The sequence below is a fragment of the Actinomadura luteofluorescens genome (genome assembly GCF_013409365.1).
Lineage (GTDB): Bacteria > Actinomycetota > Actinomycetes > Streptosporangiales > Streptosporangiaceae > Spirillospora > Spirillospora luteofluorescens.
Genome location: NZ_JACCBA010000001.1, coordinates 5,808,385 through 5,827,950, shown reverse-complemented (window position 1 = coordinate 5,827,950; position 19,566 = coordinate 5,808,385). Strand labels below are relative to the sequence as shown.

At 72.1% G+C, this 19,566-nt stretch carries 17 protein-coding genes; 8 read left to right on the top strand and 9 right to left on the bottom strand.

From position 1 onward, the window contains the following. Window positions 1–67: 67 nt before the first annotated feature. From BJY14_RS27130 to mtrA, 3 genes are all read right to left on the bottom strand, one after another. The gene (locus tag BJY14_RS27130; RefSeq protein ID WP_179846186.1) at window positions 68–1,864 is read right to left on the bottom strand and encodes an LpqB family beta-propeller domain-containing protein; all 1,797 of its coding nucleotides are present in this window, start codon (window positions 1,862–1,864) and stop codon (window positions 68–70) included. Beyond that, a complete protein-coding gene (gene mtrB, locus BJY14_RS27125; protein WP_179849662.1) occupies window positions 1,861–3,486 on the bottom strand; it encodes an MtrAB system histidine kinase MtrB in 1,626 nt (541 codons plus the stop codon). The genes BJY14_RS27130 and mtrB overlap by 4 nt, the downstream gene beginning before the upstream one ends. Before the next feature lie 90 nt (window positions 3,487–3,576). After that, window positions 3,577–4,254, bottom strand: coding sequence for an MtrAB system response regulator MtrA (gene mtrA / locus BJY14_RS27120; protein ID WP_021598338.1), 678 nt, complete (start codon window positions 4,252–4,254; stop codon window positions 3,577–3,579). A gap of 286 nt (window positions 4,255–4,540) precedes the next feature. Between mtrA and BJY14_RS27115 the strand changes: the two genes are divergently transcribed. The 5 genes from BJY14_RS27115 to BJY14_RS27095 all read left to right on the top strand — a co-directional run bounded on the left by BJY14_RS27115 (window position 4,541) and on the right by BJY14_RS27095 (window position 9,828). Then, window positions 4,541–5,632, top strand: a complete 1,092-nt coding sequence (locus BJY14_RS27115; RefSeq protein WP_179846185.1) for a hypothetical protein — start codon at window positions 4,541–4,543, stop codon at window positions 5,630–5,632. Continuing rightward, complete coding sequence (locus BJY14_RS27110) at window positions 5,629–6,306, top strand: DUF4129 domain-containing protein (RefSeq protein ID WP_179846184.1); 678 nt, start codon at window positions 5,629–5,631, stop codon at window positions 6,304–6,306. Before BJY14_RS27115 ends, BJY14_RS27110 begins: the two co-directional genes overlap by 4 nt. Next, window positions 6,300–7,499: a DUF4350 domain-containing protein gene (locus BJY14_RS27105; protein WP_312879424.1), complete on the top strand. Its 1,200-nt coding sequence runs from the start codon at window positions 6,300–6,302 to the stop codon at window positions 7,497–7,499. The genes BJY14_RS27110 and BJY14_RS27105 overlap by 7 nt, the downstream gene beginning before the upstream one ends. Window positions 7,500–7,597: 98 nt before the next feature. Further along, entirely contained in the window at window positions 7,598–8,536 is a 939-nt protein-coding gene (locus tag BJY14_RS27100) for an AAA family ATPase (RefSeq protein WP_179849660.1), read from the top strand. Beyond that, window positions 8,536–9,828, top strand: coding sequence for a DUF58 domain-containing protein (locus tag BJY14_RS27095; protein ID WP_179846183.1), 1,293 nt, complete (start codon window positions 8,536–8,538; stop codon window positions 9,826–9,828). The genes BJY14_RS27100 and BJY14_RS27095 overlap by 1 nt, the downstream gene beginning before the upstream one ends. A 184-nt stretch (window positions 9,829–10,012) precedes the next feature. On the opposite strand, the gene BJY14_RS27090 is transcribed toward BJY14_RS27095, so the two are convergent. Then, window positions 10,013–11,008, bottom strand: coding sequence for a stage II sporulation protein M (locus BJY14_RS27090; protein ID WP_179846182.1), 996 nt, complete (start codon window positions 11,006–11,008; stop codon window positions 10,013–10,015). Window positions 11,009–11,078: 70 nt separating this feature from the next. On the opposite strand from BJY14_RS27090, the gene BJY14_RS27085 reads away from it, so the two are divergent. Both BJY14_RS27085 and BJY14_RS27080 read left to right on the top strand, forming a co-directional pair. Continuing rightward, entirely contained in the window at window positions 11,079–12,116 is a 1,038-nt protein-coding gene (locus BJY14_RS27085; RefSeq protein ID WP_179846181.1) for an RDD family protein, read from the top strand. Window positions 12,117–12,179: 63 nt separating this feature from the next. Then, entirely contained in the window at window positions 12,180–13,589 is a 1,410-nt protein-coding gene (locus BJY14_RS27080) for a cellulase family glycosylhydrolase (RefSeq protein WP_179846180.1), read from the top strand. On the opposite strand, the gene BJY14_RS27075 is transcribed toward BJY14_RS27080, so the two are convergent. The 4 genes from BJY14_RS27075 to ahcY (BJY14_RS27060) all read right to left on the bottom strand — a co-directional run bounded on the left by BJY14_RS27075 (window position 13,586) and on the right by ahcY (BJY14_RS27060) (window position 18,175). Beyond that, a complete protein-coding gene (locus tag BJY14_RS27075) occupies window positions 13,586–14,485 on the bottom strand; it encodes an LppU/SCO3897 family protein (protein WP_179846179.1) in 900 nt (299 codons plus the stop codon). The two genes, BJY14_RS27080 and BJY14_RS27075, sit on opposite strands and share 4 nt — an antisense overlap. A gap of 146 nt (window positions 14,486–14,631) precedes the next feature. Beyond that, window positions 14,632–15,207, bottom strand: a complete 576-nt coding sequence (locus BJY14_RS27070; RefSeq protein ID WP_179846178.1) for a hypothetical protein — start codon at window positions 15,205–15,207, stop codon at window positions 14,632–14,634. A 3-nt stretch (window positions 15,208–15,210) separates the two neighbouring features. Then, complete coding sequence (gene ahcY / locus BJY14_RS27065) at window positions 15,211–16,467, bottom strand: adenosylhomocysteinase (RefSeq protein ID WP_179846177.1); 1,257 nt, start codon at window positions 16,465–16,467, stop codon at window positions 15,211–15,213. A gap of 277 nt (window positions 16,468–16,744) precedes the next feature. Then, window positions 16,745–18,175, bottom strand: coding sequence for an adenosylhomocysteinase (gene ahcY / locus BJY14_RS27060; RefSeq protein WP_179846176.1), 1,431 nt, complete (start codon window positions 18,173–18,175; stop codon window positions 16,745–16,747). Between the two features lie 159 nt (window positions 18,176–18,334). Between ahcY (BJY14_RS27060) and BJY14_RS27055 the strand changes: the two genes are divergently transcribed. Further along, window positions 18,335–18,688, top strand: a complete 354-nt coding sequence (locus BJY14_RS27055; RefSeq protein ID WP_179846175.1) for a MerR family transcriptional regulator — start codon at window positions 18,335–18,337, stop codon at window positions 18,686–18,688. A 206-nt stretch (window positions 18,689–18,894) separates the two neighbouring features. On the opposite strand, the gene BJY14_RS27050 is transcribed toward BJY14_RS27055, so the two are convergent. Beyond that, window positions 18,895–19,566: a response regulator gene (locus BJY14_RS27050; RefSeq protein ID WP_179846174.1), complete on the bottom strand. Its 672-nt coding sequence runs from the start codon at window positions 19,564–19,566 to the stop codon at window positions 18,895–18,897.

The following is a 19,566-nucleotide window of genomic DNA, read 5'->3' as shown; positions in this document are numbered from 1 at the left end:
AGGAGGCCCCGAGCGATCGGCGGACCGCCTCGACGCTTCGGCGTGTCGCGGACGTCCTGGGCGCGGGTCAGCCGGGGTAGGAGGGGTCCTTGGCGGGGGTGGGGCAGATCCAGGCGCTGTAGGAGTTGCTCGGGGAGCGCTGGCGGCAGACCTGGTCCTTGCCGGAGGAGCGGGTGCCGATGAGGATCGGGGCGCCCGGCGCGGCGGCGATCGTGCGGGGTTCGCCGAGGGAGCCGACGCCCAGGGACGTGATGGCGCTGCCGCTGATCGGCATCAGGAACGGCAGCGTCTGCGAGTCGCGCTTGGCGCGGCCGAGGACGGCGAGGGTGCCGTAGTCGCGCCAGGCGAGGTCGACGGCGTCCTGGAGCTCGGAGCTGACGGGCAGGAACGACCCGACGTCCACGGCGCCGCCGGAAGACTGGACGATGCGCCCCACCTGGACCTGGGGGCGGCCGTCCACGCGGGCGATCACCGCCGCGCGGACCCCGTCGCGGGCCACGCGGAAGGCGAGGACCTCGCGGCCGCCCAGGCCCCAGTGGGCGGCGCGGACGGGCGGTTTGCCGCGCTTGCGCACCCAGAGCGAGGACTCGTCCTTCTTCGTCTCCACGACCCACAGGGTGCCGTCGTGGCTCCAGGTCGGCGCGGTGAAGCGGGCTCCGGGACGCGCGGTCAGCAGGAGGCGGGGCGCGGGCTGGCCGGTGACGGGGGCGGCGACCAGGACCTGGCTCTCGTCGGCGCTCAGACCGGCGAACTCCTGGTGGTCGGGGGCGACGGCGGGACGGGTGAGGCGGCCGGCGGCGCCGGTCACGACGGGCTGGGCGCGGTCGCTCTCCAGGGTGCCGAGGAAGCCGGAGGGCCCGACGACGTAGGCGCTCTGCTGGACGCCCTCGGAGGGGACCTGGCCGTCGGGCGAGTTGCCCTCCCAGCCGTTCACGGGCTGCGTGGCGTCGGTCCCGTCGGGGGCGACGGTCTTGCCCTCGATCGACAGCCGCCACGACTTGATCTCCGAGAGCTGCCGCATCGTCCACGAGAGCTGCGCCGACATGCGCTCGACGTCGCCGCCGCGGGCCTGGCCCGTGAGGTCGACGGTCGCGACGTCCTTGTCGATCTGCACGGTGCGCCGGAGCCGCGTGCCCTCCGGGAAGGCGGTGTCGACCGCGCCGTTCAGCCAGGAGGTCGGGCCGGTCAGCAGGGCCTGGACGAGCTGGGTGGGCAGCGTCTGACGGTTCACGACGGGCAGGAAGATGCCGTTCGGGACGAGGGTGCGCCGGTCGGGCGCGAAGAAGTACAGGTTGACGGTGCGCATGGCGCGCTCGACGTCGTCCTTGGTGAGCAGCAGGCCGGCCTTGTCGTCGCCGGGTATGCCGGTGATGCGCCAGACGCCCTGCGGGGTGCGGGTGAGCTGGAAGGTGGCGTCGAGCGCCTTCGGGGAGGCGGTGTACTGGCCGTCGGCGGTGATCGTGCCGAGTTCTTCGCCGGTGACGCGGACGGTCGCCTGGTCGGCGGACGACTTGATCACGTGCGGGTCGGTGATGCGGCTCGCCAGCACGGTCACGAAGGGCCGCAGGCCGGGGTTCCAGGACGTCTGGCCGGACAGGTACTGCTTGGCGACCTTGTGGCCGTCGTCGAAGCTCGCGGACGCGGAGAGGAAGCCCGAGACGATCTGGGCGGGCCCCCACTCGGGGCGCGGCTTCACCGGGATCAGCCGGACGTAGGGGTCGTCGACGCGCTCGGCGCGCTCGGCGGGCTTGCCGGAGACGACCTGCCCGCCGCTCGGGACGTTCGCGCAGCCGGCGCCGCCCAGGACCAGGACGGCGGCGGCGAGCAGGCACGTGATCCGCCGGGTTCCCGCGCAGGGGCTCATTCGCCGGCCTCCAGCTCCGCGAACAGCGGGCGGGCGTCACCGGCTCCGGGCGGGACGAGCGGCAGCGGCGAGCCCCGCAGTTCGGCCCCGGCCACGCGCGGCAGCGAGAGGCGGAACTGGGAGCCCGCGCCGGGCTCTCCCCACGCCTGGAGCCAGCCGCCGTGCAGCTGCGCGTCCTCGCGGGAGATCGACAGGCCGAGCCCGGTGCCGCCGGTGGTGCGGGCGCGGGCCGGGTCGGCGCGCCAGAAGCGGTCGAAGACCATCTGCCCCTCCCCCGGTTTCAGCCCGACCCCGTGGTCGCGGACGGCGACGGCGACGGCGTCGCGGTCGGCGCCCACGGAGACGACGATGTCCTCGCCCTCGCCGTGCTCGACGGCGTTGACGAGGAGGTTGCGCGCGATGCGCTCGACGCGGCGGCGGTCGACCTCGGCCATGCAGGGCTCGCCCGGCAGCTGCAGGATGACCTTGCTGCCCTTGCGCTCGGCGAGGCCCTGGATGTCGCCGACGACGCGCAGGACGAGGTCGCGCATGTCGAGGGACTCGGCGTCGAGCGTCGCGGCGCCGGCGTCGTGGCGGCTGATCTCCAGCAGGTCGGCCAGGAGGGACTCGAACCGCTCCAGCTGGCTCTGCAGCAGCTCCGCGGACCGCCCGACGGACGGGTCGGCGAAGCCGTCGCGGTTCTCGTAGAGCATGTCCGCGGCGATCCGGATCGTGGTCAGCGGGGTGCGCAGCTCGTGGGAGACGTCGGAGACGAACTGGCGCTGCACCTGCGACAGGTCCTCCAGCTCGCCGATCTTCTCCTGGAGGTTGGCGGCCATGTCGTTGAAGGAGCGGGCGAGCCGGGCCAGGTCGTCCTCGCCCCGGACCCGCATGCGCTCTTCGAGGCGTCCGGCGGCGAGCCTCTGCGCGCCCTGGGCCGCGAGCCGGACCGGGATGACGACCTGCCGCGTGACCAGGGACGCGATCGCGGCCAGCAGCAGCACCAGGACGATGCCCACTCCGGCCAGGGAGCGGCTGACGTTGGTGAGCGTCTGCTGCTCCTGCGTCAGCGGAAACAGGTAGTAGAGCTCGAACTGGCCGGTCTTGCCGCCGACGATGAGGCCGCGCTCGTCCGAGCGGTCTCCGATGTAGGAGAGCTTGCCGTAGGTGTAGGCGCGGGACCCGGCGGGCGCGTTCTTCAGCTCCTCGCGGAGCCGCTTGGGGACGCTCTCCTGGCGCAGTTCGTTGGTCGTGTACCCGTCGAAGTACTGCTCGGTGGTGTCGCGGATGTAGACCTCGTAGAGCCCCGATGGCCCGCTGCGGGCCTTGAGCCGGTCGATCGTCGAGTTCAGCCTGCTGCCGTCCCCCGTGGAGTTGCCCAGGTCGCGCTGGACCTGCGCGAGGCCGTCGTCCAGCTGGAGTCGGGCCGCCTTGACCTTGCCGTCCATCAGCGCGGACGACACCTGCTGCATGAGGAACGCGCCGAGGATCGCCACCACGATCGCCGAGATGAACAGGGTGGACGTGACGACGCGGACCTGGATCGACCGGCGCCAGCGCAGGTAGCCGGTGCGCGCGGCGCCCTGCAGGACGCGCCGGACCGCGCCCAGCCCGCGCCGGACGAACCGCTTCGCCCTCCTCATGTCGACGTTCATGGGAGGTCCGCGAGGCGGCGCGGCGGTCCGGCGGGGCGCTGGTCGGTCATCGGCGTGTCAACGGGCTGCGGGACGGCGTCAGGCCGGGCCGGCCTTGTAGCCGACCCCGCGCACGGTGACGACGATCTCTGGCCGTTCCGGATCCTTCTCGATCTTGGCGCGGAGCCGCTGGACGTGCACGTTCACCAGCCGCGTGTCGGCGGCGTGCCGGTAGCCCCAGACCTGCTCCAGCAGCACCTCGCGGGTGAAGACCTGGCGGGGCTTGCGGGCGAGGGCGACGAGCAGGTCGAACTCCAGCGGCGTGAGCGGGATGTGCCGGTCGCCGCGCTTGACCGAGTGGCCGGCGACGTCGATGGTGATGTCGCCGATCTGCAGGGTCTCGGGCGCCGGCTCGTCGGTGCGGCGCAGGCGGGCGCGCACGCGCGCGACCAGCTCCTTGGGCTTGAACGGCTTGACGATGTAGTCGTCGGCGCCCGACTCCAGGCCGAGGACGACGTCCACGGTGTCGCTCTTGGCGGTCAGCATGACGATCGGCACGCCGGACTCGGCGCGGATCTGCCGGCACACGTCGATGCCGTCGGCTCCCGGCAGCATCAGGTCGAGCAGCACGAGGTCGGGCCGGGTCTCCCGGAACGCCTCGAGCGCCTTGTCGCCGTCGTGGACGAACGACGGCTCGAAGCCCTCGCCCCTCAGCACGATGCCGAGCATCTCGGCGAGCGCGAGATCGTCGTCGACGACCAGTACACGTCCTCTCATGGCCCTCATCGTCACAAGTCGGGGTTCGGTGGAGTGGGGCGCGATGCTCCGGCGCCACCTCGCCAGGGAGAGTTATGCCTTGGCGTGCAAGGTTACCCGCGTTTGCGTCGTACGGCGCTCCCCCGCATCGTCCGGGCGGCCCGCCATGGTAGGCGCGACTCCGGGAACGGGCGCAAGATTCACACCGCGCCCGTGACAGGATGACCTGACCGGCGGCCACGTAACGGCCCGGAACGGGCCAGATCGGACGCGCCGCCGACCCGCCGGAGAGCGCAGGGGAGACGGGATGCCGGGACCGGACGGCTGGGACGACGGCGCCGACGCCACCGATGTGGCGCGGGGCGTCCCGTTCCGTCCCATGTCCATCTCGGAGATGCTGGACGGCGCGATCACCGGGATCCGGCGCAGGCCGCGCGCCACGCTGGGCCTGTCGGTGGCGGTCAGCACGGTGATCCAGGTGACGAGCTCGGTCGCCGCCTACTTCTTCATCGGCGACGAGGCCCGCGACGAGGTGACCCCGGACGTGCTGATGGAGTCGCTGGGGGCCCAGCTGACCCTGACGCTGCTGGGGCTGGTGCTGTCGGCGTTCGGGATCCTGCTGCTGGCGGGGCTGGTGGCGCCGATCCTGGGACGCGAGCTCGTGGGCATGCCGATCGGGCCGGGGCAGGCGTGGCGGGACGCCCGCCCGCGCCTCGGCCGGCTGGTCGGCACCGCGGCGGCGGTCATGGGCGTCTCGCTGGGCGCGCTGGCCCTGCCGGTCGTGCCGTTCTTCCTCCTGATCGCCGGGGAGCGCCCGGCGTTCGCGGTGCTCGCGGGGTTCTTCGGTTTCCCCGTCGGCATCGGGCTGATGGTGTGGCTGTACATCCTGTTCGTCCAGGCGGTCCCGGCGGTCGTCCTGGAGCGGCAGACCGTCGGCGGCGCGTTGCGCCGCGCGACGACCCTCTCCAAGGGGCGCTGGTTCCGGACGTGCGGGACGCTCCTGCTGGCCCTGCTCGTGACCGTGTTCATGGGCTTCTTCGCGTTGCGGATCCCGTTCCTGTTCGCGCAGCTGATCTTCTTTGAGGACTCCTCCGGCAGCGGGTCGACGATGGGCGCGCTCGCGGTGGACACCGCGGGGCGGATCGTGAGCTGGTCCGTGGTGATGCCGTTCGACGCAGGTGTGATCGCGCTGCTCTACATGGACCGGCGGATGCGCCGGGAGGGCTTCGACCTGGACCTGCGCACCCGGGGGCGGTCGGCCGCCGCCGTCGCCGGGGAGCGGGCGGCCGCTGGAGAGCGGGACGCCGAGCAGGACGAGGGGTTCATCGACCTGTGGCGGACGGGCCCGGCGCACGCCGGCCCGGCACAGGCGCGTCCGTGGACGGGAGCGGGCACGTGATCCTGGATCCGATCGGCCGCGACGAGGCCCGCGAGATGGCCCGCCGCGAGCTGGAGAAGCAGGTCTACCAGCGCGACAAGCCGTCCTGGCTGGAGCGGGCCTGGGACGACTTCGCCGAGTGGCTGCGCCATCTGTTCGAGAAGGCGCCCGCCCCGGAGTCGCAGGGCAGCGGCGGCGGGTGGACGTCCATCGCCATCGTCGTCGTGATCGTTCTGGTCGCGGTCGCGCTGGTCGTGTGGCTGATGTGGGGGCGCCGCAACCCGCGCTCCCGCAAGGACCCGCTGCTGGAGGACGTGCCGTCCACCGCGCTCGACCACCGGCAGGCGGCGGAGCGGCACGCGGAGGCCGGGCAGTGGGCCGAGGCGATCCGGGAGCGGCTGCGCGCCATCGCCCGCGACCTCGAGGAGCGCGCGGTGCTGTCGGCGCGGCCGGGCCGGACCGCCGACGAGCTGGCGGCCGAGGCGGGCGAGGCGGTGCCCGCGCTGGCCGGGGAGCTGGCCGCGGGCGTGCAGATCTTCGACGACGTCTGGTACGGGGACCGGCCGGGAACCCCCGAGGGATACGCGCGGATGAAGGAGCTGGACGAGCGGCTGCGCGCGGCGCGGCCGAAACCGCTGGAGTCCGACGACCTCACCCTGGCCGGAACCGGCGACGAAGGGGGGCCGCGGTGGTAACGGCCTCCCCGCCGCGCGGCGCGCGGCCCGCCGCGGAGGCGTCCGCCCGGCAGGTCGCGGGGCGCCGCTGGCGGTCGGCGCGCGGCGTCGTCGCGACGGTCGTCGCGATGATCGTGGTCGCGGTGGTGCTGGCCGCGCTGCGCCCCTCCGCGTCGGCCGAGGCGCTCGATCCGGAGTCGCCGAAGCAGGACGGCAGCCGGGCGCTCGCGGAGATCCTCCGGCAGCACGGCACGCCGGTGACGGTGGCCCGGAACACCGGCGACGCCCTGAGCGCGGCCGGACCGGGCACGGTCCTCGTGGTGACCCGCACGGAGCGGCTCACCGAGGAGGACCTGGAACGGCTGAGCGGCGTCCCGGCCGACGTGCTGCTCGTCCGGCCGACGTCGTTCGCGCTGGACGCGTTCGCCCCGCAGGTGCGCAGGCGGAGCCCGTCGACGCAGGAGGTCGCCGGGCCGGGCTGCAACCTGCCCGTGGCGTCCCTCGCGGGGCCGGTCGACTTCCACGAGTCGGAGACCTACGAGGTCGCGGGCACGGGCACCGCCTGCTACCGGACCGACTACGGCGACGCGAGGCTCGTCCAGGTCGGCACCGGCGCGCACACCGTCACGGTGCTCGGCTCGGCCGCGCCGCTGACGAACCGGCGGCTCACCGAGGAGGGCAACGCCGCCCTGGCCATGAACCTCGCCGGTGCGGGCACGTCGGCGGTCTGGCTCGCCCCGGACCTGCCGAAGGCCGGCTCCGGCGCGGGGCAGCGGTCGCTCGGCGACCTGCTGCCGTTCGGCGTGAAACTGCTCATCCTCCAGCTGCTCGTCGCGGTGCTGCTGGTGGCCCTGTGGCGGGCCCGCCGCCTCGGCCCGGTCGTGGCGGAGGCGCTGCCCGTCGTCGTCCGGTCCGCCGAGACGGTCGAGGGCCTCGCCCGCCTGTACCGCGCGGGCCGCGCCCGCGACCGGGCCTCGGACGCACTGCGCTCCGGCGCCCGCGAACGCCTCGTGCCGCTCCTCGGGCTCCCCCGCAGCAGCGCGCAGGATCCCTCCGCCGCGCAGGAGATCGTCACGGCGGTCGCCCGCCGCACGGCGTACGAAGAGACGTACGTCGGAGCGGCCCTGTACGGTCCTGAACCCTTGGACGACGCCGGGCTGATCGCCCTCACCGACGTCCTCGACGACCTGGAAAGGCAGGTACGCCAGTCTTGAACCCCCCTGTAGAGCTCGGGAAGGACGACGTGCCCGGCGGCGCCCCCGGCGGCGCGGGGCCGGGCACGATCTCCGAGGACGCCCGGCGCCAGGCCGAGATGGCCCGCGCGGCGCTCGCGGCCCTGCGCGGTGAGGTCGCCAAGACGGTCGTCGGCCAGGACTCCGTGGTGACCGGGCTGGTGATCGCGCTGCTCTGCCGCGGCCACGTGCTGCTGGAGGGCGTCCCCGGCACGGCCAAGACGCTGCTCATCAAGACGCTGTCGCGGGCCCTCGACCTGGACTTCAAACGCGTCCAGTTCACCCCCGACCTGATGCCCGGCGACGTGACCGGCTCGCTGGTGTACGACAACCGGACGGCGGAGTTCGATTTCCGCGAGGGCCCGGTCTTCACCAACCTCCTGCTCGCCGACGAGATCAACCGGACGCCGCCCAAGACGCAGGCCTCCCTGCTGGAGGCCATGGAGGAGCGCCAGGTCTCGGTGGAGGGCACCGCGCGCCCCCTGCCCGACCCGTTCGTCGTGTGCGCGACGCAGAACCCGATCGAGTACGAGGGGACCTATCCCCTGCCCGAGGCCCAGCTCGACCGGTTCCTGGTCAAGCTGTCGGTGCCCGTCCCCACCCGGGACGAGGAGATCTCCATGCTCCAGCGGCACGCCGCCGGGTTCGACCCCCGCGACCTGTCCGAGGTGAAGCCGGTCGCCGGTGCGGCCGAGCTGGCCGCCGGGCAGGCCGCCGTCAGGACCGTGCACCTCGACCCCAAGGTCGCCGCCTACGTCGTGGACCTGTGCAGGGCCACCCGGCAGTCCCCGTCCCTGCAGCTCGGCGTGTCGCCGCGCGGTGCGACGGCGCTGCTGGCCACGTCCCGCGCCTGGGCGTGGCTGTCGGGCCGCGACTACGTCACGCCGGACGACGTGAAGGCGCTGGCCAGGCCCACGCTGCGGCACCGCGTCCAGCTGCGTCCCGAGGCCGAGCTGGAGGGCGCGACCGCCGACGGCGTGCTGGAGGGCATCCTCGCCCACGTCCCCGCCCCGCGCTGATGGCGCTGACCGGGCGTCTCGGGCTGCTGGCCCTCCTCGGCGCGATCGTCCCGCTGCTCGCGCCGAGCTGGTGGACGCTCTTCGCGGTGTGGGGCGTCCTGCTCCTCGGCGTCGTCGCCGACCTCGCCCTGGCCGGGAACGTGCGGGCCCTGCGCTTCCACCGCGCCGGCGACACCAGCGTGCGCCTCGGCGAGACGGCCCAGGTGGCGCTGATCGTGGAGAACCTCGGCCGGCGGCGCCTCAAGGCCCGGCTGCGGGACGTGTGGCCGCCCAGCGCGGGCGCCACGCCCCGCATGGTGAAGGTGGACGTGCCCGCCGGGGAGCGGCGCCGCGTCGAGATGACCCTGACGCCCACCCGCCGCGGCGACCGGAAGGCCGTCACCGTCGTCGTCCGCTCTGTGGGGCCGCTCGGGCTCGCCGCGCGGCAGCTCTCGCGTTCCGCGCCCTGGACCGTCCGGGCGCTGCCCGCGTTCCCGTCCCGCCGCCACCTGCCCGCCAAGCTCGCCCGGCTGCGGGAGCTGACGGGCGCGCACGTCGCGCTGATCCGCGGACAGGGCACCGAGTTCGACTCCCTGCGCGAGTACGTGGACGGCGACGACGTCCGGTCCATCGACTGGCGCGCCACGGCACGGCGCGGCGACGTGGTCGTGCGGACCTGGCGCCCCGAACGCGACCGCCGCATCTACCTCGTCCTCGACACGGGCCGCACGTCCGCGGGCCGCGTCGGCGACATCCCCCGGCTCGACTGCTCGATGGACGCGGCGCTGCTGCTCGGCGCCCTGGCGTCCCGCGCGGGCGACCGCGTCGACCTGCTCGCCTACGACCGCCGCGTACGCGCCCGCGTCGAGGGAGCGTCCCGCACCGACCTGCTGCCCGCGATGGTGCACGCCCTCGCGCCGCTGGACCCGGAGCTGCTCGAATGCGACGCCGCCGGGATGGTGTCGACGCTGATGGCGCGGGTCCGGCAGCGGTGCCTCGTCGTGCTGCTCACCGACCTGAACACCGCCGCGATCGAGGAGGGGCTGCTGCCCCTGCTGCCGCAGCTCACCGCCCGGCACCTCGTCATGATCGCCGCGGTGTCGGACCCGCGCGTCGCGGAGATGGCGGAGTCGCGCGGCGACCTGGCGTCGGTCTACGACGCCGCCGCCGCCGAACGGTCGAGAGCCGAACGCCGCCGCCTGACGGCCGAACTGAGAGGCCACGGCGTAGAAGTGGTGGACGCCCCACCGGCGGAAATAGCCCCCGCCCTAGCCGACGCCTACCTGGCCCTCAAAGCCGCAGGAAGGCTGTAAGAACCCCAGCCTCCACCGCAACCAAGCAACAACCTCAAGAGTTGCGATCGCGTCCGAAGGCAGATTCGAGCGAAGCAAGAATCTGATCGCGCAGCGAGCCGCCAGGCGAGTCGAAGCGATGCCAGCGATCGCCCGCGTTTCTCGACGATGGAGGGCCTTCAAGGCCCGAAGGAGGAGAGAAATGCTAAGCAGAAACCGGTGCCAGGTCTGGGTGGAGGTCCGCGTCGCCGGTTTCGCCTTGGCGGACGGCTCGGCGGCCCAGGACGATCACGTAGGCGAGGAACGCGGTCTCGGCGATGACGCCGATCGTGATGCGCAGCCAGGTGATGTGGACCCAGCCGGTCACGAAGCCCTCGATGAGGCCGGACACGAGCAGGACCGCGACGAGGCCGAGGGCGATGCTGACGGCGGCGCGGCCCTCCTCGGCGAGGGCCTGGCCGCGGCGGCGCGGGCCGGGGTCGACGATCGTCCAGCCGAGCTTGAGGCCCCCGGCGCAGGCCAGGTAGACGGCGGTGAGCTCCAGCAGGCCGTGCGGGAGGATCAGCCCGAAGAACACCCCGCCCTTGCCGTAGGCGAACATCAGGCCGCCGCTGATCCCGAGGTTGACCTGGTTCAGCAGCAGGACGTACACGGTCGGGATGCCTAGGAGGATCCCGAAGATGAGCGCGGTCGCCGACACCCAGGCGTTGTTGACCCACACCTGGAAGGCGAACGAGGACGCCGAGTGCTCGGTGTAGTAGTTCGCGAAGTCGTGCTCGACGAGTTCGCGGATCTCGTCAGGCGTCCCGATGGTCGCCTGGACCTCCGGGCTGTGCACGACCCAGATCGCTAGGGCGAGCGACAGCAGGTTGCCGAGGATGGCGCTGCCGAGCCACCACCACCGCATCCGGTACGCGGCCGCGGGGAACGACACGGTCGCGAAGCGGGTGACGTCGCGCCAGAGGGGCGCCTGCGCGCCGCCCACCGCGGCTCTGCCGCGCGCCACGAGCGACGACAGCCGTCCCACGAGCTGGGGGTCGGGCGAGCTGGACCGGACGACCGACAGGTGCGTCGCCGTGCGCTGGTAGAGATCGACCAGTTCGTCGGCTTCCGCGCCGGTCAGCCTGCGGCCGCGGTTGATGAGCCGTTCGAGGCGCAGCCATTCGGCGTTGTGCGCGGCCACGTAGGCGTCGACGTCCACCCGGCGAGACTAACGCCTCGGTCCGCCGAACCGGCACAATGGTCAGTCCGCCCGCATCGGAGGACAGGACATGGCCGATCTCGTCACCGGCGAGGCCGTCGCGCTCGACATCCGGGTCGCGCGGCTGGCCAGCCGTGCCTGCGCCGTCCTCCTCGACCTGCTCTTCCAGGCGGTGCTGCTGAACATCGTCGTCTACGTCACGGCGATGACCTCGCTGGTGGCCGACGACGCCTGGACGGTCGGGCTGACGCTGCTCGCCGTCGTCGCCGTGATCGTCGGGTATCCGTGCGCGTTCGAGACGCTGTCGCGGGGGCGGACGCTGGGCAAGATGGCCGTCGGGCTCCGCGTCGTCGGCGACGACGGCGGGCCGGTCCGGTTCCGGCAGGCGCTGGTGCGGGCGCTCGCCGGGTTCATCGAGTTCTGGCTGTTCTACGGCTCGCCGGCGCTGATCACGTCGTTCTGCAACCGGCGTGGCAAGCGGCTCGGCGACCTGTTCGCCGGGACGATCGTCATCCAGGAGCGGGTGCCCGCGTCGGCGCTGCTGGGTCCCGTCGCGGTGATGCCGCCGCAGCTCGCCTGGTGGGCGCGGAACCTGGAGCTGTCCCTGCTGTCGGACGAGCTGGCGATGACGGCCCGCCAGTACCTGTCGCGGTTCTGGGAGCTGCTGCCGGAGGTCCGCGACACGCTGGGGCAGCGGGTCGCCTCGCAGGTCGTGGCGGTGGTGAGTCCGCCACCACCGCCGGGGGTGCGGCCCGAGATCCTGCTGTCGGCCGTCCTCGCGGAGCGCCGCCATCGGGAGGAGCTGCGGCTCGCCGAGCGCCGGGCGCGCCGGATGCGCCGTTTCGGCCTTCCCGCCTGGGGCGCCGCGCCCGTGCCCGTCCCGGCGATGGCGGTGGCGGGGCCCGCGCCGTACGGCCCGCCGCGGCAGGGGCCTCCCGCGCCGCCGCCGTTCAGCGCTCCCCAGCCCGGGCAGCCGCGGTTCCTCCCGCCCAACGAGTACGGCGCCGGGCCGTACCAGAACGTCCTGAACCCGCCCCGGCCGCCGGTGCCGTATCCGGCGGGGCCCGCGGGCGGTCCGCCGCCGCAGGGCCCGTATCAGGGCTACTGACAAGATTGTCAATAACGGCGCCGGCTCCTAGAATCCGAAGAAATTTCAGGTTCAGGAGGCGGCATGCGCGTCCGTACTGCCCTCGGCCGGGTCGCCCTCGCGGCGCTCACGGTGACTTCACCGGCCCTGACCGCGGCGCCCGCCCGCGCACAGACGGCGCCGCTTCCCGCCATCACCGACGACCAGGGCAGGACGCTCCTCCTGCACGGGCTCAACACCGCGGGCAGCGCCAAAGGCCCGGACGGGCTGCCGTGGGTGAAGCGTGAGGACGTCGTCCGGGAGGCCCGCGAGCTGGGCACGAACTCCGTCCGGTACCTGGTGCAGTGGAAGAACGTCGAGCCGGAGCCGGGCCGCTACGACGACGCCTACTTGGACGACGTCGCCGAACGTGTCGCCTGGTACGGCCAGCAGGGCATGCACGTCATCCTCGACATGCACCAGGACATCTACGGTCCGGCCGCGTGCGAGGGTTCCGGTAACGGCGCCCCTGCCTGGGCCACCTTCACCGACGGAATGCCCTGCACACCGCAGGACCCGTGGGTGCTGACGTATCTCCAGCCCGGAATCCTGCGCGCCTACGACAACTTCTGGAACAACACCGGCAAGCACCCGGAACTGGTGCAGCGCTACACGGCGATGTGGCAGCACGTCGCGCGACGCTTCTCCCGCGTCCCTGCCGTCCTGGGCTACGACCTGATGAACGAGCCCTTCGGCGGGACGCGCCAGTTCGGCTTCTTCGAGGGCCCGATCCTCACGCCCTTCTACCAGGGCATCGTCAACGCGATCCGCAAGGTGGACGGCGACAACTGGGTGTTCGTCGAACCGCAGGCGCTCGGCTCGAACGAGGGCGCGGAAACGTCGCTGGGCACCGTCCGGGACCCGCGCCCCAGTGGGCCCCGGATCGTCCTGGCACCGCACTTCTATCCGGGTGGGGTCGACCTGGGCGGCTCCTATGACGGGGTGGCGAAGATGCTCGTCCAGGCGCAGTTCACGCTCTGGAAGCGGAACATGCCCGCCGCCGCACGCCGCCTGAACGCGCCGATGTGGCTGGGCGAGGTCGGTGGCATGGGACAGGACGCTCCAGGCGCCGCAGACTTCACCGGCGACTGGCTCACCATGGCGGACGAACTCGGCATCGGCTGGGCGTACTGGTCGAACGACCCGGGCTCGTCCGGAATCACCGACGGCAAGGGCGAGCCGACCCTCTTCGCGAAACTGCTCGCCCGGCCCTACCCGCGCGCGGTCGCCGGCACGCTCACCAGCGTCACCCACACGTCCGGGACGCTCACCGTGACCTGGCGCAACAAGCCCGGCGTGGCAGGCCCCACGGAAATCTGGTTCCCCTCCGCCCCGAAGGTCACCTCGACCGACCGGGACGGGACGTGGCGGACGTCCTGGGACGCGACCCGCCACGTCCTGTCGGTGTGGGCCGACCCTGGAACGCCGTCCCACAGCGTCACGGTGAAGCCTTAGCCCGGCAGCGAGCGCAGCTTCTCGGTCAGCGTCGGGCGCAGCTTCTTCAGGCACAGCACCGGCCGGAAGGCGCCCTCGCTGGTCATGTAGTTGGTGGCCTCTGCTGGGCACTCCTTGGTGGTGGCGACCCTGCCGACGACCTTCGCGATGGCCTCGCTGGACTCGCACTGGGCCTTGCCCAGGTCACCGACGTTGAACGAGGGGTCCTCGATGCAGTCGCCCGGGGACAGCACGCCGCCCCCCGGGCCCAGGCACAGCACCGGGTTCGCAGCGTTCCCGCCGCCGAAGGACCGCAGCTTCATGGTCTCCAGCGTCTTGGCCGGGCACGCGTTCTCCGCGCCGACGCGCGCGATCACCTTGCCGTACCAGTCCGGCTTGGAGCACGGCTGCTCCTTGCCGAAGCCGATGGAACCGCTGCTCACACAGTCGCCCGCCGAGAGGAACGCCCCGCCCGCGCCAGGGTCGCCCGGGTGGGAGCCCTTGAGGTTGCGCACGCACGCCTCGTAGTAGGTCTTGTCTTCCTTCTTCTCGCGAACGTTCGTGAAGCCGTCCGTGCCGCTCGGGCAGTCGGGCTCGGCACGCGAACCGAACTGGAAGGCCGACGCCTCCTTCTTGCCGACGACCTTCACCACCTTGGCCTTCGCCTTGGTGTCGTCGCAGCTCACCCGGAGGCTCGGCGGGATCCTTTTGCCGTCGTCCATCCCGAACCCGGTGTCGACGCACTGCTCGGCCTTCACCGGGCCGGTCGGCGCGCCCGTTCCGTTGAGCGCCAGGAAGGCCACGCCCGCCAGCACGACCACGCCCGCCACGGCCACGGCCACCCACACGATCGGCGAGGGACGCTTCGCCGCCGGCGGCGGGCCCGGCGGCCCGGCGGGCGGGAACGGTCCAGTCATCGGCGGGCCGCTCATAGGCGGGCCGGGCATCGGCGGCCGCCCCTGCCCGTGACCCTGGCCCTGCCCCTCCGGAACCTGCCCGTACACGACACAACCCCCCACACCTGATCTTGTCGGAAGAGTACGAGAAGATACCGCACGCCAGGTCAGGGCAGGTTCGGCGGGGATTCCAGGGCGGTGAGCTCGATGCCGGGCGCGGCCAGCACGACGTCCCCTGCCAGGTGCACCGACTCGACCTCGCCCGTGGACAGGTCGGTGACCTCGTACTCCGTCACCGTCAGCGGCCCGGTGTCCGTCTCGTGGACGGACGTCCCCGCCAGCCGCCAGCGCCACAGGGCCGTCAGCGCCGACAGCGACGTCCCGCTCAACCGGACGAGACGGACATCGCTCTGCGCGCCCTCGTCCAGTTCCAGGGAACGGGCGACGGCGATCAGGAACCCCGGCGAGTCGTGAAGGAAGCCCGACGCCCGCTCGCTGTGCTCGGTGCCCGTCTCACCGGCCGCGCGCACCCAGGCCAGTTCCTGGCCGGTCACGCCGCCGCGCACCCACCAGCCGGGCGTGATGACCTCGACGCGGATCTGGCGCCAGCGCGCGTCCACGACGAGGTCGACGCGGACGCCGTCGGGGCGCGTGGAGGTGTACCGCCACCCGCCGGGCCCCGGTGCGCACTTGAAGCGCTCCTCAAGCCCGTCGTCGAGGTGCAGGTACGTTCCGGCGGGCACGGCTCAGGATCCGATGCGCCAGGAGTGCAGGTAGTCCTCCTGGTCCGGGGTCAGCAGGTCGATGGAGACCGACATCGAGGCCAGCTTGAGCCGCGCGACCTCCGTGTCGATCTCCTTCGGCACGTCGTGGACGGCCGGGGACAGCGACGCGTGGGACGCCGCCAGCCACGCGCAGGTGAGGGCCTGGTCGGCGAACGACATGTCCATCACGGCCGCGGGATGCCCCTCCGCGGCGGCCAGATTGACGAGACGGCCCTCCGCGAGCAGCACCAGGCGCCGCCCATCGGCCAGCACGTACTCGTCCGTCTGCGGCCGGATCCCGTGATGCACCTCCACGGCCATGTCGCTGAGGGCCCGCACGTCGATCTCGACGTCGAAGTGCCCGGAGTTCGCGAGGATGGCCCCGTCCTTCATCACGGCGAGGTGGTCGGCGTTCACCACGTCGCGGTTACCCGTGACAGTGATGAAGACGTCGCCCTCCACGGCGGCCTCGGCCATGGGCCGGACGGCGAAACCCTGCATGGTCGCGTCCAGCGCCTTCACCGGGTCGATCTCGGTGACTACGACACGCGAGCCGAGGCCCCGCGCCCGCTCGGCCAGGCCGCGCCCGCAGTAACCGAACCCCGCGATCACCACGGTCTTGCCGGCCAGCAGCGTGTTGGTCGCGCGCACGATCCCGTCGAGCGTCGACTGGCCCGTCCCGTACCGATTGTCGAACATGTGCTTGGTGTCGGTGTCGTTCACCGCGACCACGGGGAACTTCAGCGCGCCCTCGCGGGCCATCTGGTGCAGCCGGATGACGCCCGTCGTCGTCTGCTCGCACCCGGCCTTCACGGTGCCGAGCAGATCCGTCCGGTCGGTGTGCAGGGTGTTGACCAGGTCGCACCCATCGTCCAGGACGAAGTCGGGCCCGGTCTCCAGGGCCTGGTGGATGTGCGCGTAGTACCCCTCGCGGTCGGTGCCCGCGCGCGCGAACACCTCGGCCCCGTACTCCTCCACGAGCGCGGCGGCGGTGTCGTCCTGCGTGGACAGCGGGTTGGACGCCGCCAGCGCCACGCTCGCACCGCCCGCCTGAAGGGTGCGGATGAGCCCGGCGGTCTCGGTCGTGATGTGCATGCACGCCGCGACCTTCAACCCGTCCAGCGGCCGCTCGGCAGCGAACCGCTCCCGGATCTGCCGCAGCACCGGCATGCTCCGATCGGCCCACTCGATCCGCTTGACGCCCTCATACGCCAACGACCGATCCGCGATATCGCTCATCCCCACACCCTTACGAAGTAACTGCCGGACGGGAGAACCCCCGTCCGGCAGTCCCAGAACACTCTCACTCCCCGGCCCAGCCGTGCCACGGCGACCTCAGCCACCACCGCAACCCCGCAACCACCTGAGGGGCCGCGATCGCGTCCGAAGGCAGATTCAAGCGAAGCAAGAATCTGATCGCGCAGCGAGCCGCAAGGCGAGCCGGAGCGATGCCAGCGATCGCCCGCTTTTATCGACGATGGAGGGCCGCCAGGCCCGAAGGAGGAGAAAAAAGCAATTAATACCTGTAGTGGTCGGGCTTGTAGGGGCCTTCGACGTGGACGCCGATGTAGGAGGCCTGCTCCTTGGTGAGCTCGGTGAGCTTGACGCCGAGGGCGTCGAGGTGGAGGCGGGCGACCTTCTCGTCCAGGTGCTTGGGCAGGACGTAGACGCCGATCGGGTACTCGTCGGTCTTGGTGAACAGCTCGATCTGCGCGATGACCTGGTTCGTGAAGGAGTTGGACATCACGAAGGACGGGTGGCCGGTGGCGCAGCCGAGGTTCATCAGGCGGCCCTCGGCGAGGACGAGGATGGAGTGGCCGTCGGGGAAGCGCCACTCGTGCACCTGCGGCTTGATCTCGATCTTCTCGATGCCCGGGGTCTTCGCGAGGCCGGCCATGTCGATCTCGTTGTCGAAGTGCCCGATGTTGGACACGATCGCCTGGTGCTTCATCCGGGCCATGTGCTCGGCCGTGATGATGTTGAAGTTGCCGGTGGTGGTGACGAAGATGTCGGCGCGGTCGACGACGTCCTCCAGGGTGGTGACCTGGAAGCCGTCCATCGCGGCCTGCAGCGCGCAGATGGGGTCGATCTCGGTGACGATGACGCGGGCGCCCTGGCCGCGCAGCGCGTCGGCGCAGCCCTTGCCCACGTCGCCGTAGCCGCAGACGACGGCGACCTTGCCGCCGATCAGCACGTCGGTGGCGCGGTTGAGGCCGTCGATGACGGAGTGGCGGCAGCCGTACTTGTTGTCGAACTTCGACTTGGTGACCGAGTCGTTGACGTTGATCGCCGGGAACGCGAGGGTGCCGGCCTTCGCCATCTCGTAGAGGCGGTGGACGCCGGTGGTGGTCTCCTCGGTGACGCCCTTGATCGCGGCGGCGGCCTCGGTCCAGCGGCCGGGGGTCTCGGCGATCGTGCGGCGCAGGGTGTCGAGGATGATGCCCCACTCCTCGGGGTCGTCCTCGGTGGCGGTCGGCACGGCGCCCGCCTTCTCGTACTCGGCGCCCTTGTGGACGAGGAGCGTCGCGTCGCCGCCGTCGTCCAGGATCATGTTGGGGCCGGTGCCGTCCGGCCACCGCAGGGCCTGGTCGGTGCACCACCAGTACTCTTCGAGCGTCTCGCCCTTCCACGCGAACACCGGGACGCCCTTCGGGTCGTCGACGGTGCCGTCCCTGCCGACGACGATCGCGGCGGCGGCGTGGTCCTGGGTGGAGAAGATGTTGCAGGACACCCAGCGGACGTCGGCGCCGAGCTCGACCAGCGTCTCGATCAGCACGGCCGTCTGGATCGTCATGTGCAGCGAGCCCATGATCTTGGCGCCGCGCAGCGGCTTGGCGGCGGAGTACTCCTCGCGCACCGCCATCAGGCCCGGCATCTCGTGCTCGGCGAGCCGGATCTCCCGGCGCCCGAAGTCGGCCAGCGACAGGTCGGCGACCTTGTAGTCCATGCTTTCGTTGCTCCCTTGGTCATGTGCGCGCCGTCGGGTACGCGAGGTCGTGACGGGCGAGTGCACGGCCGCGTCAACGGGGGCGAGTCTACGGGCGGTGCGTACCCCAAGGCACGGCCGGGGAGGACTTTCTGACACTGATTTGTCAGAATTACCGCCATGCGTATCACGGAGGCCGCCCGGCGGCTCGGCACCTCGCCCCGGATGCTCCGCTACCGGGAGGCCCTCGGGCTGCTGCCCGTCACCCGCGAGGCCGCCCTCAGCAGGCGCGGCGGCGGCCACCGCCGGTTCGGGGACGCCGAACTCCGCGCGGTGGCACTGGCCCTGGCTCTGGAGAAGCGCTACGACATCGGCCCCGCCGAACTGGCCTTCGGCCTGCGAGTACTGGCCGAACCCCAGGTCCAGGCCCACGTACGCGAACTGGGCGAACGCATAGGCCGCCTCTCCGCCCCACCCACCCGAGCCCTGGACTTCGAGAAGGAAAAAGCGATGCGCCTCCTACGCCGCCGCTGAGTGTTTATTGCTTTTCTCTCCTCCTTCGGGCCCTAAGGGCCCTCCATCGTCGAGAAAGCGGGCGATCGCTGGCATCGCTCCGGCTCGCCTGGCGGCTCGCTGCGCGATGAGATTCTTGCTTCGCTCGAATCTGCCTTCGGACGCGATCGGGGCCACTCAGGTTGTTGCGGGGTTGCTGTGGTGGTTGCGGTCGCTGCGATGGGGGATCAGCTCCCGGTCTCTCCTGGGACTACTACTCCGGATTCGTAGGCGAGCATGACTGCTTGGGCGCGGTCGCGGAGGCCGAGTTTGGTGAAGACGCGCGCCACGTGCGTCTTGACCGTGTGCTCGCTGACGAAGAGGCGCTGCGCGATCTCGCCGTTGGACAGGCCGCCCGCGATCAGGACGAGCACCTCGGTCTCGCGGGCGGTCAGCGTCGACAGCTCCGACGGCGCCTGCGGGCGGCTGCGCCGCTGCTTGGTGAACTCGCGGATGAGCCGGCCCGTGACCTGCGGGGCCAGCAGGGAGTCGCCGCGCGCCACCACCCGGACCGCCGAGACCAGCTCGTCCGCCGTCGCGTCCTTCAGCAGGAAGCCGCTGGCGCCGACGGCGAGCGCGTCGTAGACGTACTCGTCGACGTCGAACGTGGTGAGCACCAGGACCCGGACGTTCTCCGAACCCGGGAGCGCGAGGATGCGGCGGGTGGCCTCGATGCCGTCCATGCCGGGCATCCGGATGTCCATCACGACGACGTCCGGACGGCGGTGCTCGGCGAGCGCGACGGCCTCGCGGCCGTCGCCGGCCTCGCCGATCACGGTGATGTCGTCCTGGGCGGCGAGCAGGGCGGCGAACCCGGCCCGCACGATCGTCTGGTCGTCGACGATCAGCACGTTGATCAC

What these genes read in the sequence shown, in the direction of transcription:
- BJY14_RS27100 (WP_179849660.1), top strand. Translation starts at nt 7,598, where the DNA reads ATGGCCCGCGCGGCGCTCGCGGCCCTGCGCGGTGAGGTCGCCAAGACG.
- ahcY (WP_179846177.1), bottom strand. Translation starts at nt 16,467, where the DNA reads ATGAGCGATATCGCGGATCGGTCGTTGGCGTATGAGGGCGTCAAGCGG.
- BJY14_RS27055 (WP_179846175.1), top strand. Translation starts at nt 18,335, where the DNA reads ATGCGTATCACGGAGGCCGCCCGGCGGCTCGGCACCTCGCCCCGGATG.
- mtrA (WP_021598338.1), bottom strand. Translation starts at nt 4,254, where the DNA reads ATGAGAGGACGTGTACTGGTCGTCGACGACGATCTCGCGCTCGCCGAG.
- BJY14_RS27095 (WP_179846183.1), top strand. Translation starts at nt 8,536, where the DNA reads ATGGCGCTGACCGGGCGTCTCGGGCTGCTGGCCCTCCTCGGCGCGATC.
- BJY14_RS27075 (WP_179846179.1), bottom strand. Translation starts at nt 14,485, where the DNA reads ATGACTGGACCGTTCCCGCCCGCCGGGCCGCCGGGCCCGCCGCCGGCG.
- mtrB (WP_179849662.1), bottom strand. Translation starts at nt 3,486, where the DNA reads ATGAGGAGGGCGAAGCGGTTCGTCCGGCGCGGGCTGGGCGCGGTCCGG.
- ahcY (WP_179846176.1), bottom strand. Translation starts at nt 18,175, where the DNA reads ATGGACTACAAGGTCGCCGACCTGTCGCTGGCCGACTTCGGGCGCCGG.
- BJY14_RS27130 (WP_179846186.1), bottom strand. Translation starts at nt 1,864, where the DNA reads ATGAGCCCCTGCGCGGGAACCCGGCGGATCACGTGCCTGCTCGCCGCC.
- BJY14_RS27115 (WP_179846185.1), top strand. Translation starts at nt 4,541, where the DNA reads ATGCCGGGACCGGACGGCTGGGACGACGGCGCCGACGCCACCGATGTG.
- BJY14_RS27080 (WP_179846180.1), top strand. Translation starts at nt 12,180, where the DNA reads ATGCGCGTCCGTACTGCCCTCGGCCGGGTCGCCCTCGCGGCGCTCACG.
- BJY14_RS27085 (WP_179846181.1), top strand. Translation starts at nt 11,079, where the DNA reads ATGGCCGATCTCGTCACCGGCGAGGCCGTCGCGCTCGACATCCGGGTC.